General features: G+C 73.7%; 17 protein-coding genes. 10 read left to right on the top strand and 7 right to left on the bottom strand.

Features of this window, described 5'->3' with window-relative positions; translation table 11 throughout:
- Positions 1–61: 61 nt before the first annotated feature.
- The gene (gene aroL, locus G495_RS0115845) at positions 62–700 is read right to left on the bottom strand and encodes a shikimate kinase AroL (RefSeq protein WP_051445472.1); all 639 of its coding nucleotides are present in this window, start codon (positions 698–700) and stop codon (positions 62–64) included.
- 10 nt (positions 701–710) lie between these two features.
- Complete coding sequence (locus G495_RS0115840) at positions 711–1,895, bottom strand: pyridoxal phosphate-dependent aminotransferase (protein ID WP_035252607.1); 1,185 nt, start codon at positions 1,893–1,895, stop codon at positions 711–713.
- 195 nt (positions 1,896–2,090) lie between these two features.
- Here G495_RS0115840 and G495_RS19825 point away from each other — a divergent pair, with 195 nt between their 5' ends.
- Positions 2,091–3,209, top strand: a complete 1,119-nt coding sequence (locus G495_RS19825) for a PAS domain-containing protein (RefSeq protein ID WP_035252606.1) — start codon at positions 2,091–2,093, stop codon at positions 3,207–3,209.
- A 123-nt stretch (positions 3,210–3,332) separates the two neighbouring features.
- Positions 3,333–6,320: a hypothetical protein gene (locus tag G495_RS0115830; RefSeq protein ID WP_028588548.1), complete on the top strand. Its 2,988-nt coding sequence runs from the start codon at positions 3,333–3,335 to the stop codon at positions 6,318–6,320.
- A 260-nt stretch (positions 6,321–6,580) separates the two neighbouring features.
- On the opposite strand, the gene G495_RS19820 is transcribed toward G495_RS0115830, so the two are convergent.
- Entirely contained in the window at positions 6,581–7,450 is an 870-nt protein-coding gene (locus tag G495_RS19820; RefSeq protein WP_084458384.1) for a M48 family metallopeptidase, read from the bottom strand.
- A gap of 173 nt (positions 7,451–7,623) precedes the next feature.
- On the opposite strand from G495_RS19820, the gene G495_RS19815 reads away from it, so the two are divergent.
- From G495_RS19815 to G495_RS19805, 6 genes are all read left to right on the top strand, one after another.
- Entirely contained in the window at positions 7,624–7,977 is a 354-nt protein-coding gene (locus tag G495_RS19815) for a hypothetical protein (protein ID WP_245588465.1), read from the top strand.
- 105 nt (positions 7,978–8,082) lie between these two features.
- Positions 8,083–9,051, top strand: a complete 969-nt coding sequence (locus G495_RS19810; protein WP_156939741.1) for an ABC transporter substrate-binding protein — start codon at positions 8,083–8,085, stop codon at positions 9,049–9,051.
- Positions 9,052–9,270: 219 nt separating this feature from the next.
- Positions 9,271–9,531: a 4Fe-4S dicluster domain-containing protein gene (locus G495_RS0115810; RefSeq protein ID WP_028588547.1), complete on the top strand. Its 261-nt coding sequence runs from the start codon at positions 9,271–9,273 to the stop codon at positions 9,529–9,531.
- A 2-nt stretch (positions 9,532–9,533) separates the two neighbouring features.
- Positions 9,534–10,685: a 2-oxoacid:acceptor oxidoreductase subunit alpha gene (locus G495_RS0115805; RefSeq protein WP_028588546.1), complete on the top strand. Its 1,152-nt coding sequence runs from the start codon at positions 9,534–9,536 to the stop codon at positions 10,683–10,685.
- A 2-nt stretch (positions 10,686–10,687) separates the two neighbouring features.
- The gene (locus tag G495_RS0115800; protein ID WP_028588545.1) at positions 10,688–11,515 is read left to right on the top strand and encodes a 2-oxoacid:ferredoxin oxidoreductase subunit beta; all 828 of its coding nucleotides are present in this window, start codon (positions 10,688–10,690) and stop codon (positions 11,513–11,515) included.
- 3 nt (positions 11,516–11,518) lie between these two features.
- Complete coding sequence (locus G495_RS19805; protein WP_084458382.1) at positions 11,519–12,169, top strand: 2-oxoacid:acceptor oxidoreductase family protein; 651 nt, start codon at positions 11,519–11,521, stop codon at positions 12,167–12,169.
- A gap of 100 nt (positions 12,170–12,269) precedes the next feature.
- Here G495_RS19805 and sucD read toward each other — a convergent pair whose 3' ends face one another.
- Complete coding sequence (gene sucD, locus G495_RS0115790; protein ID WP_028588544.1) at positions 12,270–14,339, bottom strand: succinate--CoA ligase subunit alpha; 2,070 nt, start codon at positions 14,337–14,339, stop codon at positions 12,270–12,272.
- 278 nt (positions 14,340–14,617) lie between these two features.
- On the opposite strand from sucD, the gene G495_RS0115785 reads away from it, so the two are divergent.
- On the top strand, positions 14,618–18,583 hold the full coding sequence (locus G495_RS0115785; protein WP_028588543.1) for a DUF748 domain-containing protein: 3,966 nt from the start codon (positions 14,618–14,620) through the stop codon (positions 18,581–18,583).
- 98 nt (positions 18,584–18,681) lie between these two features.
- Here G495_RS0115785 and G495_RS0115780 read toward each other — a convergent pair whose 3' ends face one another.
- Positions 18,682–21,720 (bottom strand): NAD-glutamate dehydrogenase domain-containing protein, encoded by a 3,039-nt coding sequence (locus tag G495_RS0115780; RefSeq protein ID WP_051445471.1) that lies wholly within the window; start codon positions 21,718–21,720, stop codon positions 18,682–18,684.
- 39 nt (positions 21,721–21,759) lie between these two features.
- Entirely contained in the window at positions 21,760–22,488 is a 729-nt protein-coding gene (locus tag G495_RS0115775) for a metallophosphoesterase family protein (protein ID WP_028588541.1), read from the bottom strand.
- 371 nt (positions 22,489–22,859) lie between these two features.
- On the opposite strand from G495_RS0115775, the gene G495_RS0115770 reads away from it, so the two are divergent.
- A complete protein-coding gene (locus G495_RS0115770) occupies positions 22,860–23,780 on the top strand; it encodes an ATP-binding protein (RefSeq protein WP_028588540.1) in 921 nt (306 codons plus the stop codon).
- A gap of 80 nt (positions 23,781–23,860) precedes the next feature.
- On the opposite strand, the gene G495_RS0115765 is transcribed toward G495_RS0115770, so the two are convergent.
- A complete protein-coding gene (locus tag G495_RS0115765) occupies positions 23,861–24,391 on the bottom strand; it encodes a chemotaxis protein CheW (protein WP_028588539.1) in 531 nt (176 codons plus the stop codon).
- Positions 24,392–24,409 lie beyond the last annotated feature (18 nt).

The raw sequence follows: 24,409 nt of genomic DNA, 5'->3' as shown, positions 1-24,409 counted from the left end.
CGGCGCCTTCGCTTTTGCCCGCGCGGCCCGGGCCGGGGGCCGGGGGCCGGGAGCAGAAGCCCTAGCGGCCCACCAGGGCCAGCCGGTCCAGCACCTCGTCCGCCAACGCGGCCACGGGCGCCTCGGCGCGCAGCACGAAGTTGGCCACCTGCATGTACAGCGGGTCGCGCTCCTCGCGCAGGGCGCCCATTTCCTCGGTCAGGGGCAATTCGGTCAGCGGCGGGCGCAGGGCCGGGTCCTGGTCGCGCGTCAGGCGCTCCACCACCAGCAACGTGGTGGCCATGAGAAAGAACACCGGGCCGCCCTGGCGCAAGAGCTCGCGGTTGGCCTCGGCCAGCACGGCGCCGCCGCCGGTGGCCACCACCGTGGGCTCGGGCCGGGCGCAGACCTCGGCCAGGGCCTCGATTTCCAGGCGCCGGAAGGCCTCCCAGCCGCCCCGGGCCACCACGTCGGCCACGCTGGCCCCGGCGCGCTCCTGGATCAGGGCGTCCAGGTCCACGAAGGGGCGGCCCAGCCTGCGGGCCACCTCGGCGCCCACGGTGCTCTTGCCGCTGGCGCGCAGGCCGACGAAAAAGACGTGGCGCCCGCCCAGGCTCCCGCCGGGGCCGCCCGCGCCGTGGCGAAAGACCATGGTCCGCTGCGCGTCCTTGATCTCGGCCTTCTCCATCATGGCGTTCTTGGGCACGATGTTGCGTGGCATGACGTTCCTCCTAGGCCCGCAGGTGCTCGGCCACGTAGCGCTCCAGGCGGTCCATGGCCCGGGCGATGTTCTCGATGGAATTGGCGTAGGAAAAGCGCAGGTAGCCCTGGGCGCCCTCGCCGAAATCAATGCCCGGGGTCACGCCCACATGGGCCCGCTCCAGGATGTCGAAGGCCAGGGCCAGGGAGTCCGCCGCACGCCCGGGGTTGAGCGTCATGGCGTTGGCCAGCACATAGAAGGCCCCCGTGGGCTCCACGGTGATGCCGAAGCCGATCTCCCGCAGGCGGCGGATCATGAAGCGGCGCCGCTCGTCGTAGACGGCCCGCATGCGCGCCACGTCTTCGGCGGTCTCGCGCAGGGCGGCCAGGCCCGCCCACTGGGCCGGGGCGCTGGCGCTGATGAAGAAGTTCTGGCTCATGACCTGGAGCCCGCGCACGAAGGGGCGCGGGGCGATGACGTAGCCCAGGCGCAGGCCGGTCATGGCGTAGAGCTTGGAAAAGCCGTTGAACACGAAAGCGTGGTCGGTGAACTCCAGGATGCTGTGCTCCGTGCCCTCGTAGACCAGCCCGTGGTAGATCTCGTCGGACACGACCCACGGCCCCAGCCCGGCCACGGCGCGCATGCGCTCGGGCGAGAGCAGGTTGCCCGTGGGGTTGGAGGGCGAGTTGACCAGCACGGCCCTGGTGCGCGGGCCGAGCACGGCGGCGATGGCCTCGGGGCGGTACTGGAAGCCGTCCTCCTCGAACACGCGCACCTTGCGCACCCGCCCGCCCGCAAAGCGGATGAAATTGGGGTAGCAGGCGTAGTGCGGGTCGGAAACGACCACCTCGTCGCCCTGCTCCAGAAGCGCGCAGAAGGCCATGAGCATGGCCGGGGATGTCCCGCCCGTGACCACCACCTGGTCGGGATGGACCGCGACGCCGTAGCGCGCGCCGTAGTGCTCGCAGATGGCCTCGCGCAGCTCGGGCAGGCCCATGCTGTGGGTGTAGTGGGTGTGGCCGTCGCGCATGGCGCGGTCGGCGGCGGCGACCACCGCCGGGGGCGCGTCGAAGTCCGGCTCGCCCACCTCCAGGTGGATCACGTCCAGGCCCTGGCGGCTCATGGCCTGGGCCCGCTCCAGGATTTCCATCACCAGGAACGGGGTCAGGTCGCAGACCCGGCCCGAACACAGGCTTTTTTCCAGTTGCGTGCTCATGAATGGTCCGTTGCTTGGCGTTGCCCGGCGGGCGGCGCCGGGTGGGGCCTGTGTACCCTCCCGGGCCGCGCAAGGCAACACCGGCGCCCTGCGGGTTTTTTTGCCGGGGGCGGTAGTCAGAAGCCCGTGATTGTGGCATCGTGGTTTCGTGGCCGCCTGTTTCTTCCGTCCGGTCAACTTTTTGAGGAATATCCCATGACCGACCGCCTCGACGCCCTGCTGCTGGCCCATCCACAAACCGACGAAGCAACCGTGGCGCGGTTGCTGGCGGCGGGCGACTGCCCCGCGCGGCTGACCGTCGTGCGCACCCCGGCCGAGCTGCGCGCCGCCCTGGGGCAGCCCCACGACCTGCTGCTGGGCGACCCGGCCCTGGGCGGGCTGCCCCCCGAGGAGCTGGCGGCCCTGCTGGCGGCGGCGCCCGGGGCGGCGCCCTTCGTGGCCTTCGCCCCGGGGCTGACCGCAGCCCAGGCCGCCCGGGCCGTGCACCTGGGCGCCTTCGACGCCCTGGCCCAGGGCGAGCTGGAGCGGCTGCCCCTGGCGGCCTGGCGGGCCCGGCGCGAGGCCGCCACCCGCCGCGAGGGCCAGCGCGCCCGGGCCATGCAGCGCGAGCTGGTGGACAACTCGCCTGCGGCCATCGCCGTGCTCGACGCCCGGGGCCTGGTCACCGACATCAACCCGGCCTTCGAGGCGCTGTTCGGCTACACCCGGGCCGAGGCTGCGGGCCACAGCCTGCCCGAGCTCATCGTGCCCCGGGCCGGGCTGGAGGAGTTCCAGGACGTCGCCGCCCAGGTGGCCCAGGGGCGCATCACGCAGATCGAGGCCACGCGCAGGCGCAAGGACGGCGCGCCCGTGCGCGTGTCGGCCATCGGCATCCCCGTGCCCCTGCCCGGGGGCGGCCTGGGGGTCTACGCCGTATACAGCGATGTGACTGCGCGCATGCGCGCCCTGGACGCCCTGCGCCGGGCAGAATCCAACTACCGCAATTTCTTCATGAACGCCGTGGAAGGCATGTACGTGAGCACGCCGCTGGGGCGCTTCGTGCTGGCCAACCCGGCCCTGGCGGAACTGCTGGGCTACCCCTCCCCCGCCGAAGTCACGGACTCGGTGCGCAGCATCAGCCGCGAGATCTACGCCGACCCCGGGCACCGCGAGCGCTTCCTGGCCGCCATGCGGCAGAACGACGTCCTGCGGGGCTTCCCGGCCCGGGTGCGCCGCAAGGACGGCTCGGAGCTGGACGTGGTGGAGAACGTGCGCGCCGTGCGCGACGATGACGGCGAGCTGCTCTACTACCAGGGGACCATGGTTGCGGCCTGAGCCGCCGGGGCCTCCGGTCAGGGGGGCCAGTCCGTTCGCGGGCCTTGACGCCCGCCCCGGGCAGACCCTACCATCGGCGCGCCGCACGGCGGCCCCTTCGCCTCCCCCGAGCCCGGACACGCCATGACCGCCAAGAAATCCCTGGAAGACCGCCTGCTGGACAAGATCGCCTCGGCCTACCTGCGCCTGCGCGAGCAGCGCGGCGACGAGGGCGAGGTGGGCAGGCTGCTGGACCAGTTCGCCCGCAAGGCCCTGGAACGGCTGGGCCTGACAGGCGACGACGCCCCGGCCCGCGCCGCGCGCCTGGCGGCCCTGGCCCGGCAGCGCGCCCTAGCCGGGCCGGAGCCGGAGCGCCCCCTGCGCGAGCTGCGCCTGGGGGGCGAGGGCGCAGGCGGCTACACCGTGGGCTTCCTGTCCGGGGCCGGGGTGGCCGACACCCCTGCGAACCGCGAAACCTGGACCCGCTTCCTGGACTCCCTGGCCGCCAAGACGCGCATCGGGCCGGACCCCGACAGCGGCGAGATCGGCATCCTGTTCCGCGAGGGCACCTGGCTGGCCGACCTGATGCTGGCCGACGACGTGCGCTCCCTGGACGTTCCGGCGGCCATCGTCCGGGTCCGGGGCGCCCTGGCCGCCCCGGGCGCGCGGGTGGTCAACAAGGCCTTCACCCACCGCCTGGCCGTGGACGGCGATCTGGTCATCCACCACGACCTGCTGCGCCAGGAGCCGCCGCCGCTGCACTTCGCGGGCGACCTGCGCCTGGCGGGCCTGCGCGAGCTGCCCGGGGCACCCTTCGGGCCCGAGCGGCTGCTGGCCTGGGGCCTGGAACCGGGCCGCTGCCTGGTGCTGCGTAGCGACACCTTCACCCTGGACGCCGGGGAGGACCCCGCCGCCCCCGCCTTCGTGCTGCGCGGCGAGAACATCCTGACCAACTACGCCTGGCGCGGCGGAGCCTGGGTCCAGGTCCGCCAGGAGCGCCTGCCCCAGGAGACCTTCGAGGCCGTGCATGCGCGCCTGGAGCGCCTGTGCCTGGAACTGGGCCTGGGCGCGGGATTCGTGGCCAAAAGCGTCTCGCGCGTGCCTGACAACGTGGAGCGCGTGGTCCTGTACCTGCTGCTGGCCCTGGAGGCGGCGGGCGCCGACCCCGGGGCCGACCCCGAGGCCGGGGGCACCCGGCGCCTCGTGGACGCCCTGCTCGGGCTGCGCGCCCTGTTCGGGGGCCGCACGGTGGACGCCCGGGCCGTGGAGCAGGCCCTGGCGGGCATCACCGACGCCGACCGCGACGCGGCCCGGGCCCTGGCCGCCCGACCGCGGCAGAAAATCAACGAAAAGCCCGTGCTGGCCGACCTGGAAACCGTCACCGCCCTGCTGGACGGCCAGACCGAACCGCTGGCCCTGGCCGGGGACGGCCTGGGCATGGCCCGCGTCCTGCGCCTGGCCCTGCGCTCGGAACGCATGCGCGCCAACCTGGAGCAGGCCCTGGCGCCCCTGACCCGGGCCCTGGACGCCGTGGTGGGCGCCCTGCGCCCGCCCGACCCGCCCGGGCTGGACGCGCTGCTCAACGACCCGGACGGCACCGTGCGCCCCCTGGGCGACACCCTGCGCGCCCTGGGCCGGGGCCCGGTCCTTGTTCCCCTGGAGGCCGAATTGCGCGAACTGCGGACCATGGCCCCGCGCGAACTGGTGCGCCGCCTGGCCGCCATGCCCGCCGACTCCGGCGCGGACTGCGAGGCCGACCGGGCCCTGCTGCGCGCCCTCTACCAGCCGGGGCACCCCGACAGCCCGCCCCTGGAGGCCCGGGCCCTGCTGGCCCTGGTGCTGCCCGCCCTGGGCAGCGTGGCCGCGCCCCGGCTGCGGCTGGCCCTGGCGGCCCTGGCCGGGGGCGACGCCCCGGCGGACCCCCTGGCGCGCCTGCTGGCCGACGCCCTGGCCGCCCTGCCCCCCGAGTCCGCCAGCGCTCCGGTCCGGCTGCCGGGCGCCCTGCGGGCCTGGATCCGCCAGACCCTGGAAACGGTGCGCAAGTACAACGAGCTGGCCACCGAGGACGTGGCCGCGCAGCGCGACACCCGCCGCGAGGAGAAGGAGCGGGCCATGATCGCCCTGCCGCCCGACGTGGCCCGCGACGTCACCGGGCGGCTGGACCGCATGTGCCTGGTGCTGGGCCTGGGGCGCAATTTCATCACCCCCGGGGGCATCCTGCTGGAAGCCAACCTGCGCAGGCTGGACCACTACCTGGCCCTGGCCCTGGCCATTGTGCCCGGGGCGCCGCGCCCGGCCCTGGAACAAGCCGACCGCGACCTGGTGGAAGGCGCGCTGGGCGCCCTGCGCACGCTGCTGCACTGCCTGGACAGCGCCGACACCGACGACGCCCGCCAGGCCCTGGAGGCGCTTTCGGACCAGCGTTTGGCGGCCCTGGCCGCTGTGCTGGCCAAGCCGCGCCTGCCCGCCGACACCGCCGCCCTCAAGGCCGACGTCCGCTACCTCGACGGGCTGCGCGCCACGCGCCTGACCCTGGACAAGGTCTTCACCACGCCGGGGCGCCTGTTGCTGTTCGCCAACGCCTGCCTGGAGTCCAAGGAGGTCAAGCAGGCCGTGTCGGCGCGCATCAAGCCGGTGTATTTCGCCGTATCGGCCCTGGGCGGGCGCGCGGGGGGGGTGAGCTCCGACGCGCTGCTGCGCGGGGCCCCGGGCGCGCGCGACGTGCTGGCGCGCCTGGGCGGCGACTCGGCCAAGGCCCTGGCCAAGGCCCTGGAGGCCGTGGACGCCTGCCCGGTGCATGACCTGGTGGCCGACCTGCGCCGCAGCTGCCCGCTGGGTTCCGAGGCCGCCCTGGGGCGCGACTGCGAATTCCTGGGGCGCCTGCTGGCCCTGGACGGCGCGGCCCTGGGCTCGCTGCAACTGTCCGGCGACCAGACCGCCCGCCTGCTGCTGCTGAACCTGGACTCGCACCTGGCCGTCTGGGTGCGCACCCGCCACGAGGCCGGGCGCCTGGCCCGGCGCACCTCGCGCCAGGTGGTCACCGCCGCCCTGGAGCGCGCGCGCTGGGAGCTGGACATCCTGGCCGTCTACAACCGCCTCTCCACCCGGCCCCGGGGCGCCGCCGAAGCCTAGGGCCGCGCCCGCGCAGGGTTTCGGCGCGAATGCTCAAAAAAAGCACTGGGTTGCAACATATTCGGCGCCTCGCCGTGTTGCGCGGGCGCGCCCTGCCTCCTCCGCGCGCTGCGCGGGGGCGGCGGTTTCAGTGCAGGAACGTAGAAAAATCCAAAGAAAAGGCCGCCTCCGCGTCTGCGCGGGGGCGTTGCGCGGGATGTGGCGCCGATCGCCGCTTTCCGGTGCGCCGCTCGCGCGCCTGCGCCAAGCGCCCCCCGGCGCTAGAGGGTGCCCGCCGGAGCCGCCGGGCTGGCCGGGGCCTGGGGCGCCGGGGCCGGACTGGCCGGGGCCTTGCGGGGCAGATGGTCCCGGGCCTCGGGCAGCAGTTCGCGGATGGCTTCCATGCGCTTTTCCGTGACCGGGTGGGTGGAGAGGAACTCCGGGGGCCGCGTGCCGCCCGACTCCTCGCTCTTGGCGACCATTTTGGCCCAGAAATCCAGGGCCGCCCCGGGCTCGTACCCGGCCTTGGCCATGTAGATGAGCCCCACGCGGTCGGCCTCGTACTCGTGGATGCGGCTGTAGGGCAGCAGCACGCCCACGTTGGCCCCGATGCCGAAGGCCACCATGGCCGCCTGGGCGCCCGCCGACGTGCCGCCGTACAGGGTGGCGGCCAGCTGCTGGCCCAGGCCCAGGGCCATGGCCTGGCTCATGCGCTCGGCGCCGTGGCGCAGGGTCACGTGGGCCACCTCGTGGCCGATGACGGCGGCCAGCTCGTCGTCGGACCCCGCCAGACGCATCAGCCCCGTGTACACGAAGACCTTGCCCCCGGGCAGGGCGAAGGCGTTGACGGTCTTGTCGTTGTCCACCACGTGGAACTCCCAGGCCTGCTCGACCTCCGACGCGGCGGCGATGCGCGCGCCGATGCGCTGCACGCGCTCGATGAGCGCCTTGTCGGTGCTCATCTTCTCCTTGGAGGTCACTTCCTTGGCCGCGTCGGCCCCCAGGCGCGCCTCCTGGGCGGCAGAGACGAGGATGAACTGGCTGCGCTCGGTGTAGGGCACCGTGGCACAGGCGGCCAGGGCCGTCAGGGCGGCCAGGATCAACACCGGCGCGCAGGCGGTCCGGGCCAGGGTCTTCAAGCGTGCATGCATGGCGGGCTCTCCGGGAATGATTCCAGCGTATGTGGCAGGCGGCCAGGGCCGCCGCGTGCCCAAATGTACGGCCTGGGCGCAGCGGCGTCAAATTCCTGTTGTCACCGCCCGGGAGATGGCGGCATACTGGGCCAATAGGAATTGCGCCCGCGCGGGCGACTGCGGAGGCCGCCATGCTCCAGCCCCACGACATAGAGACCCTCATCGACCAGATGGCCCGCACCACGCGCACCGCCTGGGGCGGCCCGGCGCCAGCGGCCCACCCCGGGCGCTGGTGGGTGCTGGTCTGCGGCGGCCCGCTGGACCCGCGCGACTTCGACCAGCGCGAGGGCGCCCGCGAGGCCCTGCGCCGCCAGGCCGCCGCCCTGGGCGTGGCCCCCGCCGAATGCGTCTGGGTCTGGGACGAGGCCAACACCGCCCAGCTGGTCGCGGGCCGCTTCGCCGACCAGGAGCGCGCCGAGCACTACGCCCGCGAGCTGACCGCCCGGGGCCTGCGCACCCGGCTGGTGGCCGCGCGCGACGACTGAGCCCGGCCCCCGCCCCTGCCCGCCCTTGACAGCCGCGCGCCCATGGCCGACAACTCCGCACTGGGCCCGCCCCGCGGGCCGGACCTCCAACCCTGCGGAGCGCCCATGGCCCTGCCCCGAGCACCGCGCGGCCCCCGGGCCGCCCCGCTGGCGCTGCTGGCGCCGATTGCCCTGCTGGCGCTGCTGGCCCTGGCCGGATGCGGGGGCGACGCCCCGCCCTGCCCGCCCTGCCCCGAGCCCGCGCCCTGCCCCGAGCCCGCGCCCTGCCCCGAGCCCGCCCTGGCCCCGGCCCCGCGCCCGGCCCCCGGCGGGCGCCTGGAGGCCATCGCCCGACGCGGCGCCCTGCGTTGCGGGGTGCGCGATACGGTCATCCCCTTCTCCTTCACCGACGAGCAGACCGGGCAGATCATCGGCTTCGAGCCCGACCTGTGCCGGGCCCTGGCCCAGGACCTGGGCGTGCGCGCCGAGCTGGTGCCCGTGACGCCCTCCACCCGCCTGCCCCTGCTGCTGGCCGGCGACATCGACTGCATCGCCGCCACCCTGACCCACCATCATGGCCGCGAGGCCGACCTGGACTTCTCCATCACCTACTTCATGGACGGGCAGAAGCTCTTGGCGCGCACCGGATCGCCCGTGCGCTCGCCCACGGACCTCGCGGCCCGGCGGGTGGGCGTGGTGGAGGACAGCTTCGCGGCCCAGGCCCTGCGCGAGGCCCAGCCCGAATGCCGCCCGGTGCCCTTCCCGGGCCACGCCGAGGCCTTCCTGGCCCTCAAGCGCGGCCAGGTGGACGCCATCAGCGCCGACGCCACCATCCTGCTGGGCCTGAAGAACTCCGACCAGGACCCCGCGGCCTGGGCCATCGCGGGCGACTACATCACCGACGAGCCCTTCGCCCTGGGCCTGCCGCAGAACGACTCGGCCCTGCGCGACCGGGTCAACCTCGTGCTCCAGCGGCTGTGGCTCTCGGGCGAGTACATGAAGCTCTACAACCGCTGGTTCGGCCCGCACACCAAATACTACCTGCCCACCTCCTGGCGCATGGAGGTCTGGCCCGGGGCGGCGGACAAACCCTAGCCCGCGACCCGAAAACCGGCGCCTCGCGGTTGCCATAACCATCCGGTTGAGGTACATCCGGTTTCCATCGGTCGCACTGCAGGACACTTTTTGACTTTGCGGAATTCTCGATGCGTCAGCGACACATGCAGGGTACGTGAACCAGGCTTGTCAGGGGTGATCCGCCACCGGGCGATCACCCCTTTTCTGCGCCCCAGCCCGGGAGAAAGCGAGGAGCCCATGACCAACCCGAAGAAAGGACAGACCCGGATCACCATCTACCCGGACTGGTGCAAGGCCTGCGGCCTGTGCGTGGCCTTCTGTCCGGCCAAGGTGCTGGAAATCGACGTGGCGGCGGGCTGCGCCCGGGCCGTGCGCGAGGAGGAATGCATCAACTGCGGCTTCTGCGAGCTGCACTGCCCAGACTTCGCCATCGTGGTGACGCCCAGGGACAAGACCAGAAACGGGGCCGCGCGGCCCCGCCAGGACAACGGGGACTGACCATGAGCGCCAAACGCAAGACCGCAGCAAGGGAAATTTTCGCCCTGGGGGCCGAGGCCGTCGTCGAGGGCGCGCTGCTGGCCGGATGCAGCTTCTACGGGGGCTACCCCATCACGCCCTCGTCGGAGATCATGGAGAGCATGGCCGAGCGCCTGCCCAGGACCGAGGACGGCGTGTTCATCCAGATGGAGGACGAGATCGCCTCGCTGGGCGCGTGCATCGGCGCGTCCCTGGCCGGGCGCAAGGTCATGACCGCCACCTCCGGCCCGGGCTTCTCGCTCATGCAGGAGCTCATCGGCTACGCCTGCATGATCGAGGCGCCCCTGGTGCTGGTCAACGTCATGCGCGGCGGGCCGAGCACCGGCCTGCCCACCAGCCCGGCCCAGGGCGACGTGCAGCAGGCCCGCTGGGGCACCCACGGCGACCACTCCATCATCGTGCTCTCGGCCACCGACGTGCAGGACTGCCTGCACATGACCGTCAAGGCCTTCAACTTCTCCGAGAAGTACCGCTCCCCGGTCATCCTGCTGCTGGACGAGGTCACCGCGCACACCCGCGAGAAGATCACCGTGCCCCTGGCCAAGGACCTGGAGATCCTCTACCGCCTGCAGCCGTCCATGCCGCCGGAATGGTACAAGCCCTTCGAGGAGACCGTGCGCGGCGTGCCGCCCATGCCGCCCATCGGCTCGGGCTACCGCTTCCACGCCACGGGGCTGACCCACGACGACCACGGCTACCCGACCCAGAAATCCGACGAGGTCGTGGCGGCCATCTCGCGCCAGTTCCGCAAGATCGACCAGTTCTTCTTCGACATCCAGATCACCGACGAGTTCCTGACCGAGGACGCCGAGGTCGGCGTGGTGGCCTACGGCTCGGTGGCGCGCTCGGCGCATCTGGCCGTGGAGCAGGCCCGCGAGCGCGGCATCAAGGCCGGGCTCATCGACCTGAAGACCCTGTTCCCCTTCCCCCGGGCGGCGGTGGAGGGCCTTTTGCGCCGCTGCCGCACGGTCATCGTGCCCGAGATGAACATGGGCCAGATCTCGCGCGAGGTGAAGCGCGTCAACCCCGGCACGAGCACGGTGTGGACCATCAACCGCATCGACGGCCACATCATCACGCCCAAGCAGATCCTCGAAAGCATCAGGAAGGGATAGCCATGGCCGAAGTCACCCAGCTCATCCATGAATACCTGCGCCACGACAAGAAGTTCCCGCACGTGCTCTGCCCGGGCTGCGGCCACGGCATCGTGCTCGGCTCGCTGATCCGCAGCGTCCACGCCCTGGGCATCGCCAAGGACGACGTGGCCCTGGTGGCGGGCATCGGCTGCTCGGGCCGCGTGGCCGTGTATGTGGACTTCAACACCGTGCACGCCGTGCATGGCCGCGCGCTGACCGTGGCCACGGGCATCAAGATGGCCAAGCCCGAGATGCACGTCATCGTCGTGCAGGGCGACGGCGACGCCCTGTCCATCGGCGGCAACCACTTCATCCACGCCGCCCGGCGCAACATCGGCCTGACGGTGCTCGTGCTCAACAACTTCATCTACGGCATGACCGGCGGGCAGTGCTCCTCGGCCACGCCCCTGGGCTGCTGGTCCACCACCACGCCCTACGGGCAGATGGAAAAGTCCTTCGATTTCGTGGAGATGACCCGCGCCGCCGGGGCCAACTTCGTCTCGCGGGGCACGGTGTTCCACGTCAAGACCCTGGACAAGCTCATCCAGCAGGCCCTGACCCACGAGGGCTTCAGCCTGGTGGAGGTGCTCACGCCCTGCCACACCCAGTTTGGCCGCAAGAACAAGTTCAAGTCGCCGGTGGACATGTACCAGTGGCTGAAGAAGACCGCCACGCCCCTGGAGGCATACGAGAAGCTCGACCCGGACAAGCGCGCCGGGCGCATCCCCATCGGCGTCTTCGTGGACAACCACGAACCGGCGCTGGAAACCCGCTACGCGGCCATGCGCGCCAAGTTCGCAAAGGGGTAGGCCATGAAACCGGACATCCAGATCGACCGTTTCGAAATCTGCCTCTCGGGCCTGGGCGGGCAGGGCGTCATCACCCTGGGCAAGGTCATGGGCAAGGCCCTGGCCCTGGGCCACGGCTTCAACGTCGCCCAGACCCAGAGCTACGGCCCCGAGGCCCGGGGCGGCGCCTCGCGCACGGACCTGGTCATCAGCACCCGGCCCATCAGCTACCCCAAGACCGACAAGATCGACCTGCTGGTGGCCCTGTCGCAGGAGGCCTGCAACAAGTACTACCCGCTGATGAAGCCCCACGCGGTGCTGCTGGTCAACACCACCCTGGTCAAGCAGATTCCCACCAACCAGTACCTGGGCCTGCCCTTCACGGAAATGAGCATCGACCGCCTGGGCCTGCCCCAGGCCATGAACACCATCGTGCTCGGCGCGGTGACCTTCCTCCTGCCCTTCGCCCGGCGCGCGCTCATCAAAAAGAGCCTGGAGGAATCGCTGCCCGCCAAGATCGTGGACGTGAACGTCAAGGCCCTGAACATGGGCCACCGCGAGGCCGAAAAGGCCTTCGGCCAGCCCCCGGCCATCTGGGCCGGGCTGGCCGGGGCGGGCAAGGGCGCCGAAAAGGCCGCCCCCAAAAAGCCCCGGACCAAGGCCGAAAAGGCCTGAGCGCACCCGGGCGGCCCGCACCGACGCGCCCCCAGCCCAAAACGCACCGGGCCCGCCAGGAACACTCCTGGCGGGCCCGTCAGTTTTCGTCGGGCGGTGCCTACAGCCCCAGCACGCGGGCCACGGTGGCCGGGATGCTCGACAGGTCCGGGCACAGGGCGAACCCGGCCTGGCTCATGGTGTCCAGCTTGGCCTGCACGCCCGCGCCGGATTCCAGGATGGCCCCGGCGTGGCCCAGGCGCTTGCCGGGGGGCGCGGTCTGCCCGGCGATGAAGCCCACCACCGGCTTGGGGAAGCCCGTGGCCGCGACCCAGCGCGCCAGGTCCTCCTCGGCGCTGCCGCCGATCTCGCCCAGCACCACCACGGCGCGGGTGTTCTCGTCCTCGCGCAGCATGGCGAACAGCTCGATGTAGTCCACCCCGCCGAAGGGGTCGCCGCCGATGCCCACGGCCAGGCTCTGGCCGATGCCCGCCGCCGAGAGCCGCGCGGCGGTCTCGTAGGTCAGGGTGCCGCTGCGCGAGACGATGGCCACCGGCCCGGGGGAGAAGGCGTGGTCGGGCATGATGCCGATCTTGGTCCGCCCCGGGGCGATGAGCCCGGGGCAGTTGGGGCCGATGAGCCGCGCGCCCGTGTGGCGCAACTGCTCGCGCACCCAGAGCATGTCCTGCTGGGTCAGGCCGTCGGTGATGCACACGATCCAGTGCAGGCCCTCGCGCGCGGCCTCGACGATGGCCTCGGGGGCGAAGGCCGGGGGCACGAAGATGATGCTGGCCTGCGCCCCGTGGCGCCCCTGGGCCTCGCGCACGCTGTTGTACACCGGCACGCCGCAGGCCTCCTGCCCGCCCTTGAAGGGCGTGACCCCGGCCACGATATTCGTGCCGTAGGCCTGCATGAGCCGGGCGTGGAGCTGGGCCGTGCGCCCGGTCAGGCCCTGGACCAGCACGGGCATGCCGCGCTCGAACCCCAGCACCGGGGGAAAGGGCGCGGGGGCGTGGGCCAGCGCGCAGTGCGGCCCGCCCAGGCGCGACGCCGCGCAGGGCGGCTGCCCGTCCAGCTCGCGCAGCCGGGCGATGGCCGCGCCCATGTCGGCCACGATGGTCAGCCGCTCGCTGGCCAGGTCGGCCAGGATCTCCCGGCCCCGGGCGGCCTGGTTACCCGCCAGGCGCACCACCAGCGGCTTGGCCGGGGCCCGGCCCTCCAGCGCCTCGGACAGCGCCAGGGCCACCTTCTCGCACGAGAGCACCCCGCCGAAGATGTTGATGAGCACGGCGGTGACGGCGTGGTCCTCGAAGAGCAGGGTCATGGCCGTGCGCATGCGGTCGTAGTCCGCCGCGCCGCCCAGGTCCATGAAGTTGGCCGCAGGCAGGCCGGAGTGGTTGAGCAGGTCCATGGTGGCCATGGCCAGCCCCGCGCCGTTGACCATCAGCCCGATGCGCCCCGACAGGCTGTGGAACGACAGCCCGGCCTCGCGGGCGATGTTCTCCTCGCGCGAGGCGTGCTCGGGGGTGTAGAAGCGCTCCATGTCCGAATGCTGGGCCAGGTGGTTGTCGTCCACCTCGACCTTGCCGTCCAGGGCCATCCACGCGCCCTCGGCGGTCAGCGCCAGGGGGTTGACCTCGGCCAGCAGCAGCCCGTAGTGGCGCACCGCCGTGTAGAGCGTCTTGACGAACTCGCGGAAGCTCGACCAGCAGACCTTGTCCACCTCCAGGTGGAAAAACGCCGCGCGCAGGTGGAATTCCAGAAGCCCCGTGCAGGCCGGGATGTCCTGCACCAGCAGGTTGCCTTCGTCCTGGCCCTCGATGTCCACGCCGCCCTGGCGGCCCACGGTGAAGACCATCCCGCCGCGCTGGCGCGACACGGCGAACGAGCAGTAGAACTCGCGCTCGGCCCGGGCCGCGCCCTCCAGGCGCAGCAGGGGCACCTTGTGCCCGCCGATGGTCATCTCGAACAGCCTGCGGCCCAGGGGCACCAGGTCGGCGGCGGCGTCCACGCGCACCACGCCCCCGGCCTTGCCACGCCCGCCCGCAGGAACCTGGGCCTTGAGATACCACGGCAGGGGGAAGGCGGGGTGGGCGGCCTCCAGGGTCGCGTGGGTGAGCAGCAGGCCTTCGGGAACGTCGAGGCCGGCTTCGGCGAACAGCTTCTTGCTCTGGTGTTCGTTGAGCAGCATGGGGGGCACCTGCCGGTTTGCTGGTTGCGAAAGGGAGCGTGAACAGGCCAGTTGCGCCAGGACCGGTCCGGGTCGGAGCAGGAGGTGCAGCCGCGCAGCGCACTGCCGCCCATAGCACAAACGGCCACGCGGGGAAACCCTGATTTGCCTGCGGGCGGCCCCAAAGGCCCGGCCCGGCCCGGCGGCCAGGGAACAAACAGCGCATCAAGCCTTCTCAGGGGCCCGCAAATACGGTAGGATCGTCCAGCGTTGTCATCGCTCTTCCCAGGAGGCCTTTCATGACCACCCCCGGCACCTCCGCCCGGCCCAGCCTGCGTGCCCGCTGGCGCGCCTTGCCCCGCGCGCGGCGCTGGGCCGCCCTGGCTGGCGCCGCCGTGGCGCTGTATCTGGCCTGCGGCTTCCTGGTGCTGCCCGCCGTGCTGCGCGCGGTGCTGCCCGCCCAGGCCGGGCAGGCCCTGGGCCGCGCCGTGACCCTGGAGAGCGTGCGCTTCAACCCCCTGACCCAGACCCTGACCCTCGACGGCCTGGCCGTGGCCGAGGCGCAGCCCCCGGCAGCCCCAAACGAGGCGGACGCGGCGGACACGGCGGACACGGCGAACGCCACGGCCCCGACCGCGCCCGAAGCCGAGGCCGCGGCTGGCGCCACGGCCCCCGGAACCCCGCCGCCCTTCGTGTCCGTGCGCAGGATCGTGGTCAACGCCTCGTCGTTCTCCCTGCTGCGCCTGACGGTGCTGGTGGACGAGGTGCGCCTGATCGGGCCCCGGGTCCATCTGGCGCATCTGGGCCAGGGCGAATACAACTTCTCGGACATCGCGCGGCGTCTGGCGGGCGACGAGCAGGCCCGCGAGGACGCCGCCAGCGTCGAGCCCGCCGGGCCCTTCCCCCTGGTGGTCAGCAACTTCGTCATCGAGGACGGCGGCCTGACCTTCGAGGACCGCCCCAAGGGCCGCACCCACACAGTGGAAGCCCTGGAACTGACGGTGCCCTTCACCTCCACCCTGCCGCGCCACAGCGAGCGCGACGTGGAGCCCCTGCTGCGGGCCGTGGTCAACGGCACCCCGGTGCAGGCCACGGGCCGCACCCGGCCCTTCGCGCGCTCGCTGCGCACCGAGTTCTCCCTGGTCCTGCGCGCCCTGGACCTCACGCCCTACGCGCCCTACGCGCCCCTGCCGCCGCAGGTGCGCCTCGCGGGCGGCAGCCTGACCCTGGACATGTGCCTGGTGTTCGAACGCTCGGGCGGCGTGCTGCCCGGGCTGGCCCTGGAAGGCCACGCCCAGGTGGACGATCTGGCCCTGACCTGGACCGACGGGCGCGAGCTGGCCGGGTTCGAGACCCTGGCCGTGGACCTGGAACGCCTGAGCCTGGACCAGGGCCTGCTGCGCCTTGCGCAGGTGCGCCTGACGCGGCCCCACGCGGCCCTGGTGCGCGGAAAGGACGGCGCCCTGGACTGGGCCGGGCTGCTGCCCGCCCCGGCCCCCGCCGCGCCCAAGCCCGCGCCCGAAGCCAAGCCCGCCGCCGCGCCCGGAGCAGAGCCCGACAGGGGCGCGCCCCAGGCCGCCTTCGTCGTGGAGCTCGCGCGCCTGGAGGTGGAGGAAGGGCGCCTGGCCTTCACGGACCACCCCGGCGGCCAGCCCCTGCGCAAGACCGTGGTGCCCATCACCCTGACCGTGGACAACGTGAGCACCGCCCCGGAAGCGGCCCTGCCAGCGAGCTTCTCGCTGTCCGCAGGCCGGGCCGAGGCCGAGCAGCTCGTGGCCGCAGGGACGGCGACCCTGAGCCCCCTGGCCGTCAACGCCACCCTGGGCCTGTCGGGCGTGGCCCTGCCCGCCTACGCGCCCTACTACGCCGGGCTGCTGCCCCTGCGGGTGCTCTCGGGCACGGCGCGCCTGGGGGCCGACTGCGCCCTGGTGCCCGCGCCGGACGGCGCAACGCGCCTGACCCTGGACAACGTCTCCCTGGGGCTGGCCCGGCTGGCCCTGGCCGCCCCGGGCGAGCAGGAGCCCCTGTTCACCCTGGCCAGCCTGGAGCTGACGGGCGGGCGTGTGGACCCCGAGGCGCGGCGCGCCACGGCCAAGGCCCTGACCCTGGGCGGCGGCGCGCTGTCCGCCAGCCGCCTGGAATCCGGGGCCATCGACCTCGCCGCCCTGTTCTCCGGCGCCCAGGCCGCCCCGGCCCCGGCCCCTGCCGCCGCAGCCAACCCCGGCCCGGCCTGGGCCGCGAGCCTGGACCGCCTGACCCTGGCCGACTGGGACCTGCGCTTCACCGACCGCGCCCTGCCCGCCCCCGCCGCCCTGCGCCTGCGCGTGGCCGAGCTGACGGCCAGCGGGCTGGGCACCGCCCTGGACCGCCCCGTGGACTACGCCCTGGACGCGACCCTGGGCGGCCCGGACGGCGGCGGGGCCCTGCGCGTGGCGGGCGCCCTGGAACCTGCGGACGGGGCGCCGGGGCGCGCCACGGGCACCCTGGAGCTGGAGGCCGTGCCCCTGGCCCCCTTCGGCCCCTATCTGGCCGCGGCCTCGCCCCTGAGCCTGGAGCGGGGCACGGCCTCGGCCTCGGGGCGCTACACCCTGGGCCCCCTGGCGGGCAGCGGGCCCCTGGGCCTGGACCTGCGCCTGGGCGGCGGGCTGCGCGGCCTGAACCTGGGCGCCGGGGGCGCCCCCCTGGCGGCCCTGGAAGCCCTGGATCTGCGCGGGCTGACCGTGCGCGTGGCCGACCTAGCGGCCCCCGCCCCCGTGGCGGCCCTGGACCGCCTGGGGCTCAAGGGCCTGGCCCTGCGCGACCCCAGCCAGCCCCGCGACGCGGCCACCCTGGCCGCCCTCACCGTGCACGACGCCCGGGTGGACCTGCCCGCCCGCTCCGTGGCCGTGGCCATGGTGGACGTGCAGGCCCCGGAACTGCGGCTGGTGGTGGCGCCCGACGGCACCCTGAACCTGGCGCGCATCGCCCGCCGCGTCCAGGGCGAGCCCGGGCCGCCCGCGGCCCCCAGCGCCCCGCAGGCCCAGGCCGCCGCCAGCCCCGCCGCGCCCGGGGCCGCCGCGCCCGAACCCGAGCCCGCGCCCTTCGCCCTGGCCCTGGACACCCTGGCCGTGGACGACGGGACCGTGCGCTTCCGCGACCAGAGCCTGAGCCCGGCCTTCTCCTCGACCATGGAACACCTGACCCTGCGCCTGGAGGGCCTGTCCACGGCGCCCGGCGCCCCGGCCCGGCTCAGCGCCGAGGCGACCATCGACGGCCACGCGGCCCTGGGGCTCACCGGCCACACCACGCCCACGGCCCAGGGGCTCAACCCCGCCCTGCGGCTGACCGTGCGGGGGCTGGACCTGACCCAGTTCTCGCCCTACGCCCTGCGGGCCATCGCCCATCCCGTGAGCGCCGGGGTGCTCGACGCCGACGCGAACCTGGCCGTGGAGGGCCGCGAGGTCAGCGCCAGCAACCTGCTGCGCCTGATCCGCTTCGACCTGGGCCAGAAGCAGCAGGTGGAGGGCGCCATGGATGCGCCCGTGGGCCTGGCCGTGGCCCTGCTGCGCGACGCCAGCGGCGACATCGTGCTGGACATCCCCATCCGTGGCAACCTGGACGACCCGCAGTTCCAGATGGGCAAGGTCGTGTTCCGGGCGGTGATGAACCTGCTGCTCAAGGCCGTGACCTCGCCCTTCGCCCTCATCGGCAGCGTCTTCGGCGGCAGCGGCGGCGCCCCGCAGGACCTGGAAACCCTGGTCATGGACCCGGGCCGGACCGCGCTGAGCCCCGAAACCCTGGCCAAGCTGGACACCGTGGCCAAGGCCCTGGCCGAGCGCCCGGGCCTGGGCCTGGAAATCGCCGGAGTGGCCCTGCCCGCCGAGCTGCCCACCCTGGCCGAACTGCGCCTGCGCCGCACCGTGCGCCTGGCGCGCTACAACGAGCTCAAGGACCAGGGCCAGGCCCCGGCGTCGGTGGAGGCAACGCCGCTCTCCGCCGAGGAATACGAAGCGGCCCTGACCGAGGCGTACAAGAACGCGCCCTTCGACAAGCCGACCACCATGCTCGGCTTCGTGGCCGACCAGCCCGTGCCCGAGATGGAGCGCATGCTGCGCGAGCACCTGGCCCCCGGGCCGGACGACCTGCCCGCCCTGGCCCAGCGGCGCGCCCGCAAGGTGCGCGAGGCCCTGGCGGAGCGCGGGGTGGACCCGGCGCGGATGCAGCTGGTGGGCGCCCCGGCGCGGGCCGAGAGCGCCGAGCCCGGGGTGCGCCTGTTCCTGCGCTGAGGGCTCCTCCCGGCGGCCAAAGGAAACGGCGGAGGCCCGAGGGCTCCCGCCGTTGTCGTTGACGCGGCGCGCGCCGCCGCCAGGGGCGGCCGGGGGCGTCAGTCGCCGCCCACGCCCAGCTCCCGCTCGGTGAGGTACTTGCGGCCCGTGGCCCGCAGGATGCGCGCCACGGCCTCGGCCTGCGGCAGGGCGCTGGCCGCCAGCCCGTCCAGGAACCCGGCCAGCCGCTGCCCCTGGGCCAGGTAGGCGCGCATGGCCTCCAGGGGTTCGCAGCGCCCGGCCAGGGCGCGCATCCAGCCGATGCCCTCGGTGTACACGGCCCGGGCCGCCGCATGGGCCGCCACCAGGGCCGTCACGTGGGCCAGGGGCACCCGCCCGGTCAGCCGCTCCTCGTAGCGCTCCACGAGCACCGGCGGGCAGTAGTCCAGCAGCAGGGCGTACAGCGCCGGGTCGTCGCGCAGGGCCCGCGCGTCGCCCAGGCTGGCCTTGAGGGCCGCGTCCAGGGCGTCGGCGAGGGCATTGATCTCGCGCGAAAGCTCCACCGTCAGCGCCGTCAGGGGCCGGGCCCCGCCCGCCGCGCGGTATTCGCGCACCAGAAGCCGCGCCTCGTCGCCCGCCCGGCGGCGCAGGATGTCCAGCACCTGGGCCACATAGATGTCCTTGATCTCCAGGAACTCCTCGTCGGACAGGGCCAGCCCGGCCAGCACCTCGTAGGACGAGCTGATGACCCCGCATTTGTTGGCGCTGGCGCCGTGGACCACCAGCACCCCGCTTTCCTGGAGCCGGTCGCGCGCCCCCGGGGAGAGGAACAGGTTCGCCCCCTCCACCACGGCCCGGGCCGAGGGGCGGCCGTCGGGCAGCAGGAAATCGCGCCAGTTGTCCTCGTTGATGGTGTCGGGGCGGCCCCCGGCGGGGATGAACAGGTCGGCCTCGGCGGTGTTGTGCAGCGTGTCGCGCAGGCGCGCGCCGTCCGGGTCGGTGGCGCGCACGCACACGGCCCCGGGCCCACGCAGCAGCCCGGGGTCGAACTCGGCGACCCCCAGGCCCGCGTCGGCCAGGCGCAGCAGTTCGCCGTGGTCCAGGCCGTGGGGGTCGTAGAGCGCGCCGTGACCGTCGGAGGCTGAAACGATACGCACCCGGGGCCCGTAGTCGCGGATGAGGATACGCATGGCGTTGGAGGCCACGTCCCCGCGCGTGCCGCCGGTAAACTTCACCGAGAACGGCTGGGTGTGCGGGTCGATGCCCAGCAGCTTCAGCATCTCCTGGGCGAAGACCACCACGCCCAGGGAGGTCACGCCGTAGCGCTTGTGGCTGATGCCCGTGCGCGGCTTGGAGCTCATGAGCGCCGAGGGCCAGCGGTGGCCCCGGGCCCGGGCCCGGGCCACGATCCACTCGATATGCCCGGGGGTGATGTTCTCGTCGGGCCCGAGGTAGATGACCTCGTCGCGGCCCAGGTGGTCCACCACCCCGCGCAGGCTGTGGCGGCCCTTGTCGGCCAGGGTCACGTCCAGCAGGGCGTCCACCACGGACTTCACGGCCAGGTCGCGGTCGGCCAGGGGCCCGAGGAGCACCACGGCCTTGGCCCCGCCCTCGGGGATGTCCTTGTTCTTGCTCTGCTGGCTCTGGGCCAGGGCCGTGACCTCGGCGAACTGGCGGCCCGCCTCCAGCTCGAACTGCCCCGGGCTGGCCGTGGGCACCAGGCGCACCCCGCCCCGGGCCATCTCGCGGTAGCGCACGTGGAAGGCCTGGTGGTGCGCGCCGTGGAAGAAGAAGATGCCGTAGGGCGGCTCGTCGGCCCCGGCCCGACCCCCCGTCCGGCCCGCGTGGGGCGGGCGCCCGGGCAGGTGCGCCAGCACCGCCGGGTCCAGCCGGAAGCCCAGGCCGAAACGGTCCGCCAGGTAGTAGTTGGTGCGCAGGGTGTGGGTGACGAAGGTTTCCAGGACCTGGAAGACCCGCCCGGGCACGCCCGAGGCGCCGGGGGCGATGGCCGCGCGCGCCTCGCGCAGGGTGCGCAGGGCCTCGCGCTGGCGTCCGGCCCGGCCCCGGACCGCCGGGTCGAGGCGGGCCGCGAAATAGTCCAGCAGCGCCCGGGCCGCCCGGGGCTGGCCAAGCACCGCCGCGGCGACGTTGGCCGTGGTGTAGGCGTAGGGGTCCAGCCCGTGCAGGAACTGGTGGGCGAAGGCCGCCCCGGCCTGGAGCAGGGCCGCCTCGGCCAGGGTGAAGCCGTGGGCCGCCACCAGGGCGTCCAGGGGCTGGTCCGGCGCCTGCCATTTCACCGTGCGCAGCGCGGCGCTCAGGCCAGCCCAGCGCTCCGGGGCCAGGGCCGGGTCGGCCTCGGGCAGGTAGAGGCTGACCACGCACAGGGCCCGGCTCGGGGTGTCGTACACGTCGGCGTAGGCCCGCGACACCTCGGCTCCGGCCCGGGCCAGGATGCGCACGATGGCCAGCAAGGCCCCGCGCGCGGGCGGCTCCATCATGGCCACCGTGATCCGCGACTGCCCGGGGTAGACCCCCGGCTCCAGGGTCACGTCCACGCCCTCGCAGGCCCGGATGCGCCGCCAGAGGGCGAAATGGCGCAGGGCGCGCGCGGGCTCGAACTTTTCCACGCAGTCGTCGGTGCCCGTGGCCAGGAATTCGCGCAGCGCCCCGGCCTGGCGCGCGGGCAGCCCGCCCACGGCCCTGGCCTGGGCCACGGCCCGGGCCAGGGCCGGGGCATCGGGGGCCACCCGCCGGGCGGGCGCGGTGACGAAGGAATCCAGGCGCAGGCGCCCGTCGCGGGTCTGAAGCAGCCGCGCGCCGAGGATGCCGCGCGGGGCGGCCCCGGCCACGGCGGCGGCCAGGTGCTCCATGCCGCCCCCCGGGGAGAGCACGGTGCGCCGCGTGCCGCAGGGGCTTTCCAGGGTCACCACCTGGCCCTGGGTCAGCACCTGGCCCGAGACCAGCGCGCGCAGATGCGCGGCCTGCTCCTCCTCGCCGTGGGTAAGGAAATAGTACTCGGGCATCTGCTCGAAAAACCAGGGCACCACGGCCCGGGCGGCGGCCTCCTGGCGCCGGGCCAGCAGCTCGATCATGGCCCGGGCGCGCGCGGCGCGGTCCGGGGTCTCGTCCTGGGCGGGCTGGCGGGGGGAGCGGGACATGGCGGTCTCCTTGCGGCGGCGGCGGGCCGCCGGTAGCGGTCAGCGGGCCCGGCCCGTGGCCAGGCAGTGCGCCCAATCGTCGCGGCCATTGGCAGCGGCCAGGGCGGCGGCGGCGTGCCAGTCGTACCCGACCTCGAACACCTGCGCGCGCCAGAGGGCCCCGGCGCGCTCCACCACGGCGTAGCGTGCGTGGGGCGTGCCGCAGCTCATGGCGTGGGGCGGCTGGTCATCGGCGTAGGCGGGCAGGCCCACGCTGCCGGGGTTGACCACCAGGCGGCGGCCCGTGTCCAGCACGCGCGGCAGGTGCGAGTGCGCGCACAGCACCAGCGGGCAGTCCCACCCCGCGAGGTCGGCCTCCACGTCGCGGGCCGGACGCGGCACGGGCAGCCCCGAGGCCACGTCGTCCAGCAGGTAGCGCGTGTCGTCGCCGGGCGTGCCGTGGCACAGCAGCACCCCGCCTTCCAGGGTCATGATCCGGGGCAGCGCGGCCAGGCGCGCCAGCTCCCCGGCGGGCAGGGCCGCCAGCACGCGGGCCAGGGTCGGGCCCGGCCCGGGGGGCGGCGTGAGCAGCAGGCGGTCCTGGTTGCCCGCGACGCTGGCCATGGGCTGGCGGGCCAGCAGCGCGGCGGTGCCCGCCGGGTCCAGCGGGCCATAGTGGATATCGCCCAGGTTCACGAAGCGGTCCACCCCCTGGCGTGCGGCGTGCTCCAGCACGGCGGCCAGGGCGAGGCTGTTGCCGTGGATGTCGGCAAGAACGGCCAGACGCATGCAGGCTCCCTTCGGCCGCCCCGGTTGCCCCGGGTCTGGCCTGCCCTTGAACATACATGCTTTTGCCGCCCGCGAACACCCCCCGGGGACGTGGGGCCGGAACGCGTGGTCGAGGTCGCCCTGGCCCGGCTCACCGGGCACACCCTGCCCTCCAGGCACGGCGCCCCGGGCCTGGAGGTGCGCCGGGCCGTGCTGTGCGCCGAGGGTTGCGCCTGGGCGCGCAAGGGGCTACGCTGCGGCCCTGTGGCCGCCGCAGCCCACGACCTGCTGGACGCGGCGGCCTGCCCCAGGGCAAGCCGCCCCGCGACGCGCGCGGCCTGCGCATGGAAATCTGGTTCTCGCCCCAGCCCCCAAAGCCCCGGAAACCCGCCATGCCCCTGTTCAAGCCCTCCACCCTGCGCCTGCTCAAGGAGGCGGCCCGCATCCCGGGCTACCCGCTGCTGGAGCGGCTGCACGGCTACGTCTACCTGCGCTGGCCCTACCTGTACATCGGCCTGGGCCTGGGCACGCACCCCATGGCCAGGCTCCTGGCCCCCCTGGCCGCCCTGGCCACGCGCCTGTACCCCACCCGGCCCGACGCCCACGCCGACCCGGACCGCGTGACCTGGGCCGACAGCTACCACGGCAAGGCCCTGCCCCTGGACGAGGCCCGGCGGCTGGTCACCGTGCGCCGCGACATCGAGATCCGCGACCTGGAGAAGGTCATCCCCTACAAGCGGGCCCGCGACCTGGTGTTGCAAAGCCCCGGGCGCATCGTGGCCCTGGAATGCCCCTGCCGCAGCGCGCACGAGACCCCCTGCCTGCCCCTGGACGTGTGCCTCGTGGTGGGCGAGCCCTTCGCCAGCTTCGTGCTGGAACACCACCCGGGCAAAAGCCGCCTGATCAGCCCCGAGCAGGCCGTGGAGATCCTGGAGCAGGAGGACCGGCGCGGCCACGTGCACCACGCCTTCTTCAAGGAAGCCCTGCTGGGGCGCTTCTACGCCATCTGCAACTGCTGCTCGTGCTGCTGCGGGGCCATGCAGGCCCAGCGCAACGGCATCCCCATGCTCTGCTCCTCGGGCTTTGTGGCCGAGCTGGACGCCGCAGCCTGCGCGCAGTGCGGGCTGTGCGCCAAGCGCTGCCAGTTCCAGGCCCTGACCTTCGAAGGCGGCGTGACCCGCCTGGACCCGGCGCAGTGCATGGGCTGCGGAGTATGCGTCAACGCCTGCCCCAAGGGCGCGCTCAGCCTGCGCCGCGACGCCGCGCGCGGCGAGCCCCTGGAGCTCCAGAAGCTGCTGGCGGGCGCGGGCTGAGGCCCGCCCCGGCGCAAGCACGCCAAAAGGCCCCGGCGCAACGCTGCGCCGGGGCCTTTCGCATGGAGCCGGGGCCTGGGTCAGGCCTCGGCCAGGGCCGCCTCGGGCCGGGCGGACGGGGCGTCCTGCGCGGCGCTCGCGGCGGCCACGGTCAGTTCCTGGGCCGAGAACACGCGGTCGATGTCCAGGATCATGATGAAGCGCTCGCCCAGCTTGGACATGCCGTGGATGAACTCCGAGCGGACGCCCGTGCCCATGCGCGGGGGCGGGGCGATGTCCTCCCCGGCCAGCTCGAAGACCTCGCGCACCGAGTCGGCCAGGGCGCCCAGGATCACGCCCTCGCCCTCCATGGCCGCCTCGACGATGATCACGCAGGTGTCCACGGTCTGCGGGGTGGCCTGCATGCCGAACTTCAGGCGCAGGTCCACCACCGGCACGGCGTGGCCGCGCAGGTTGATGACTCCGCGCATGAACTCCGGCGCGCGCGGGATGCGCGTCACGCTCTGGAACTCCAGCACTTCGCGGACCTTGGCAATGTCCAGCGCGTACAGTTCGTCGTCGAGCACGAAGCTCAGGTACTGCCGCACGCCGCCTGCATCCATCTCAGCCATGATTGCCTCCCGCAGGGC

Source organism: Desulfocurvus vexinensis DSM 17965, from assembly GCF_000519125.1.
In the GTDB taxonomy this organism is placed as follows: Bacteria; Desulfobacterota; Desulfovibrionia; order Desulfovibrionales; family Desulfovibrionaceae; genus Desulfocurvus; species Desulfocurvus vexinensis.
The sequence above is the reverse complement of the archived record's forward strand: the minus strand, read 5'-3'. Positions and strand labels throughout refer to the sequence as shown.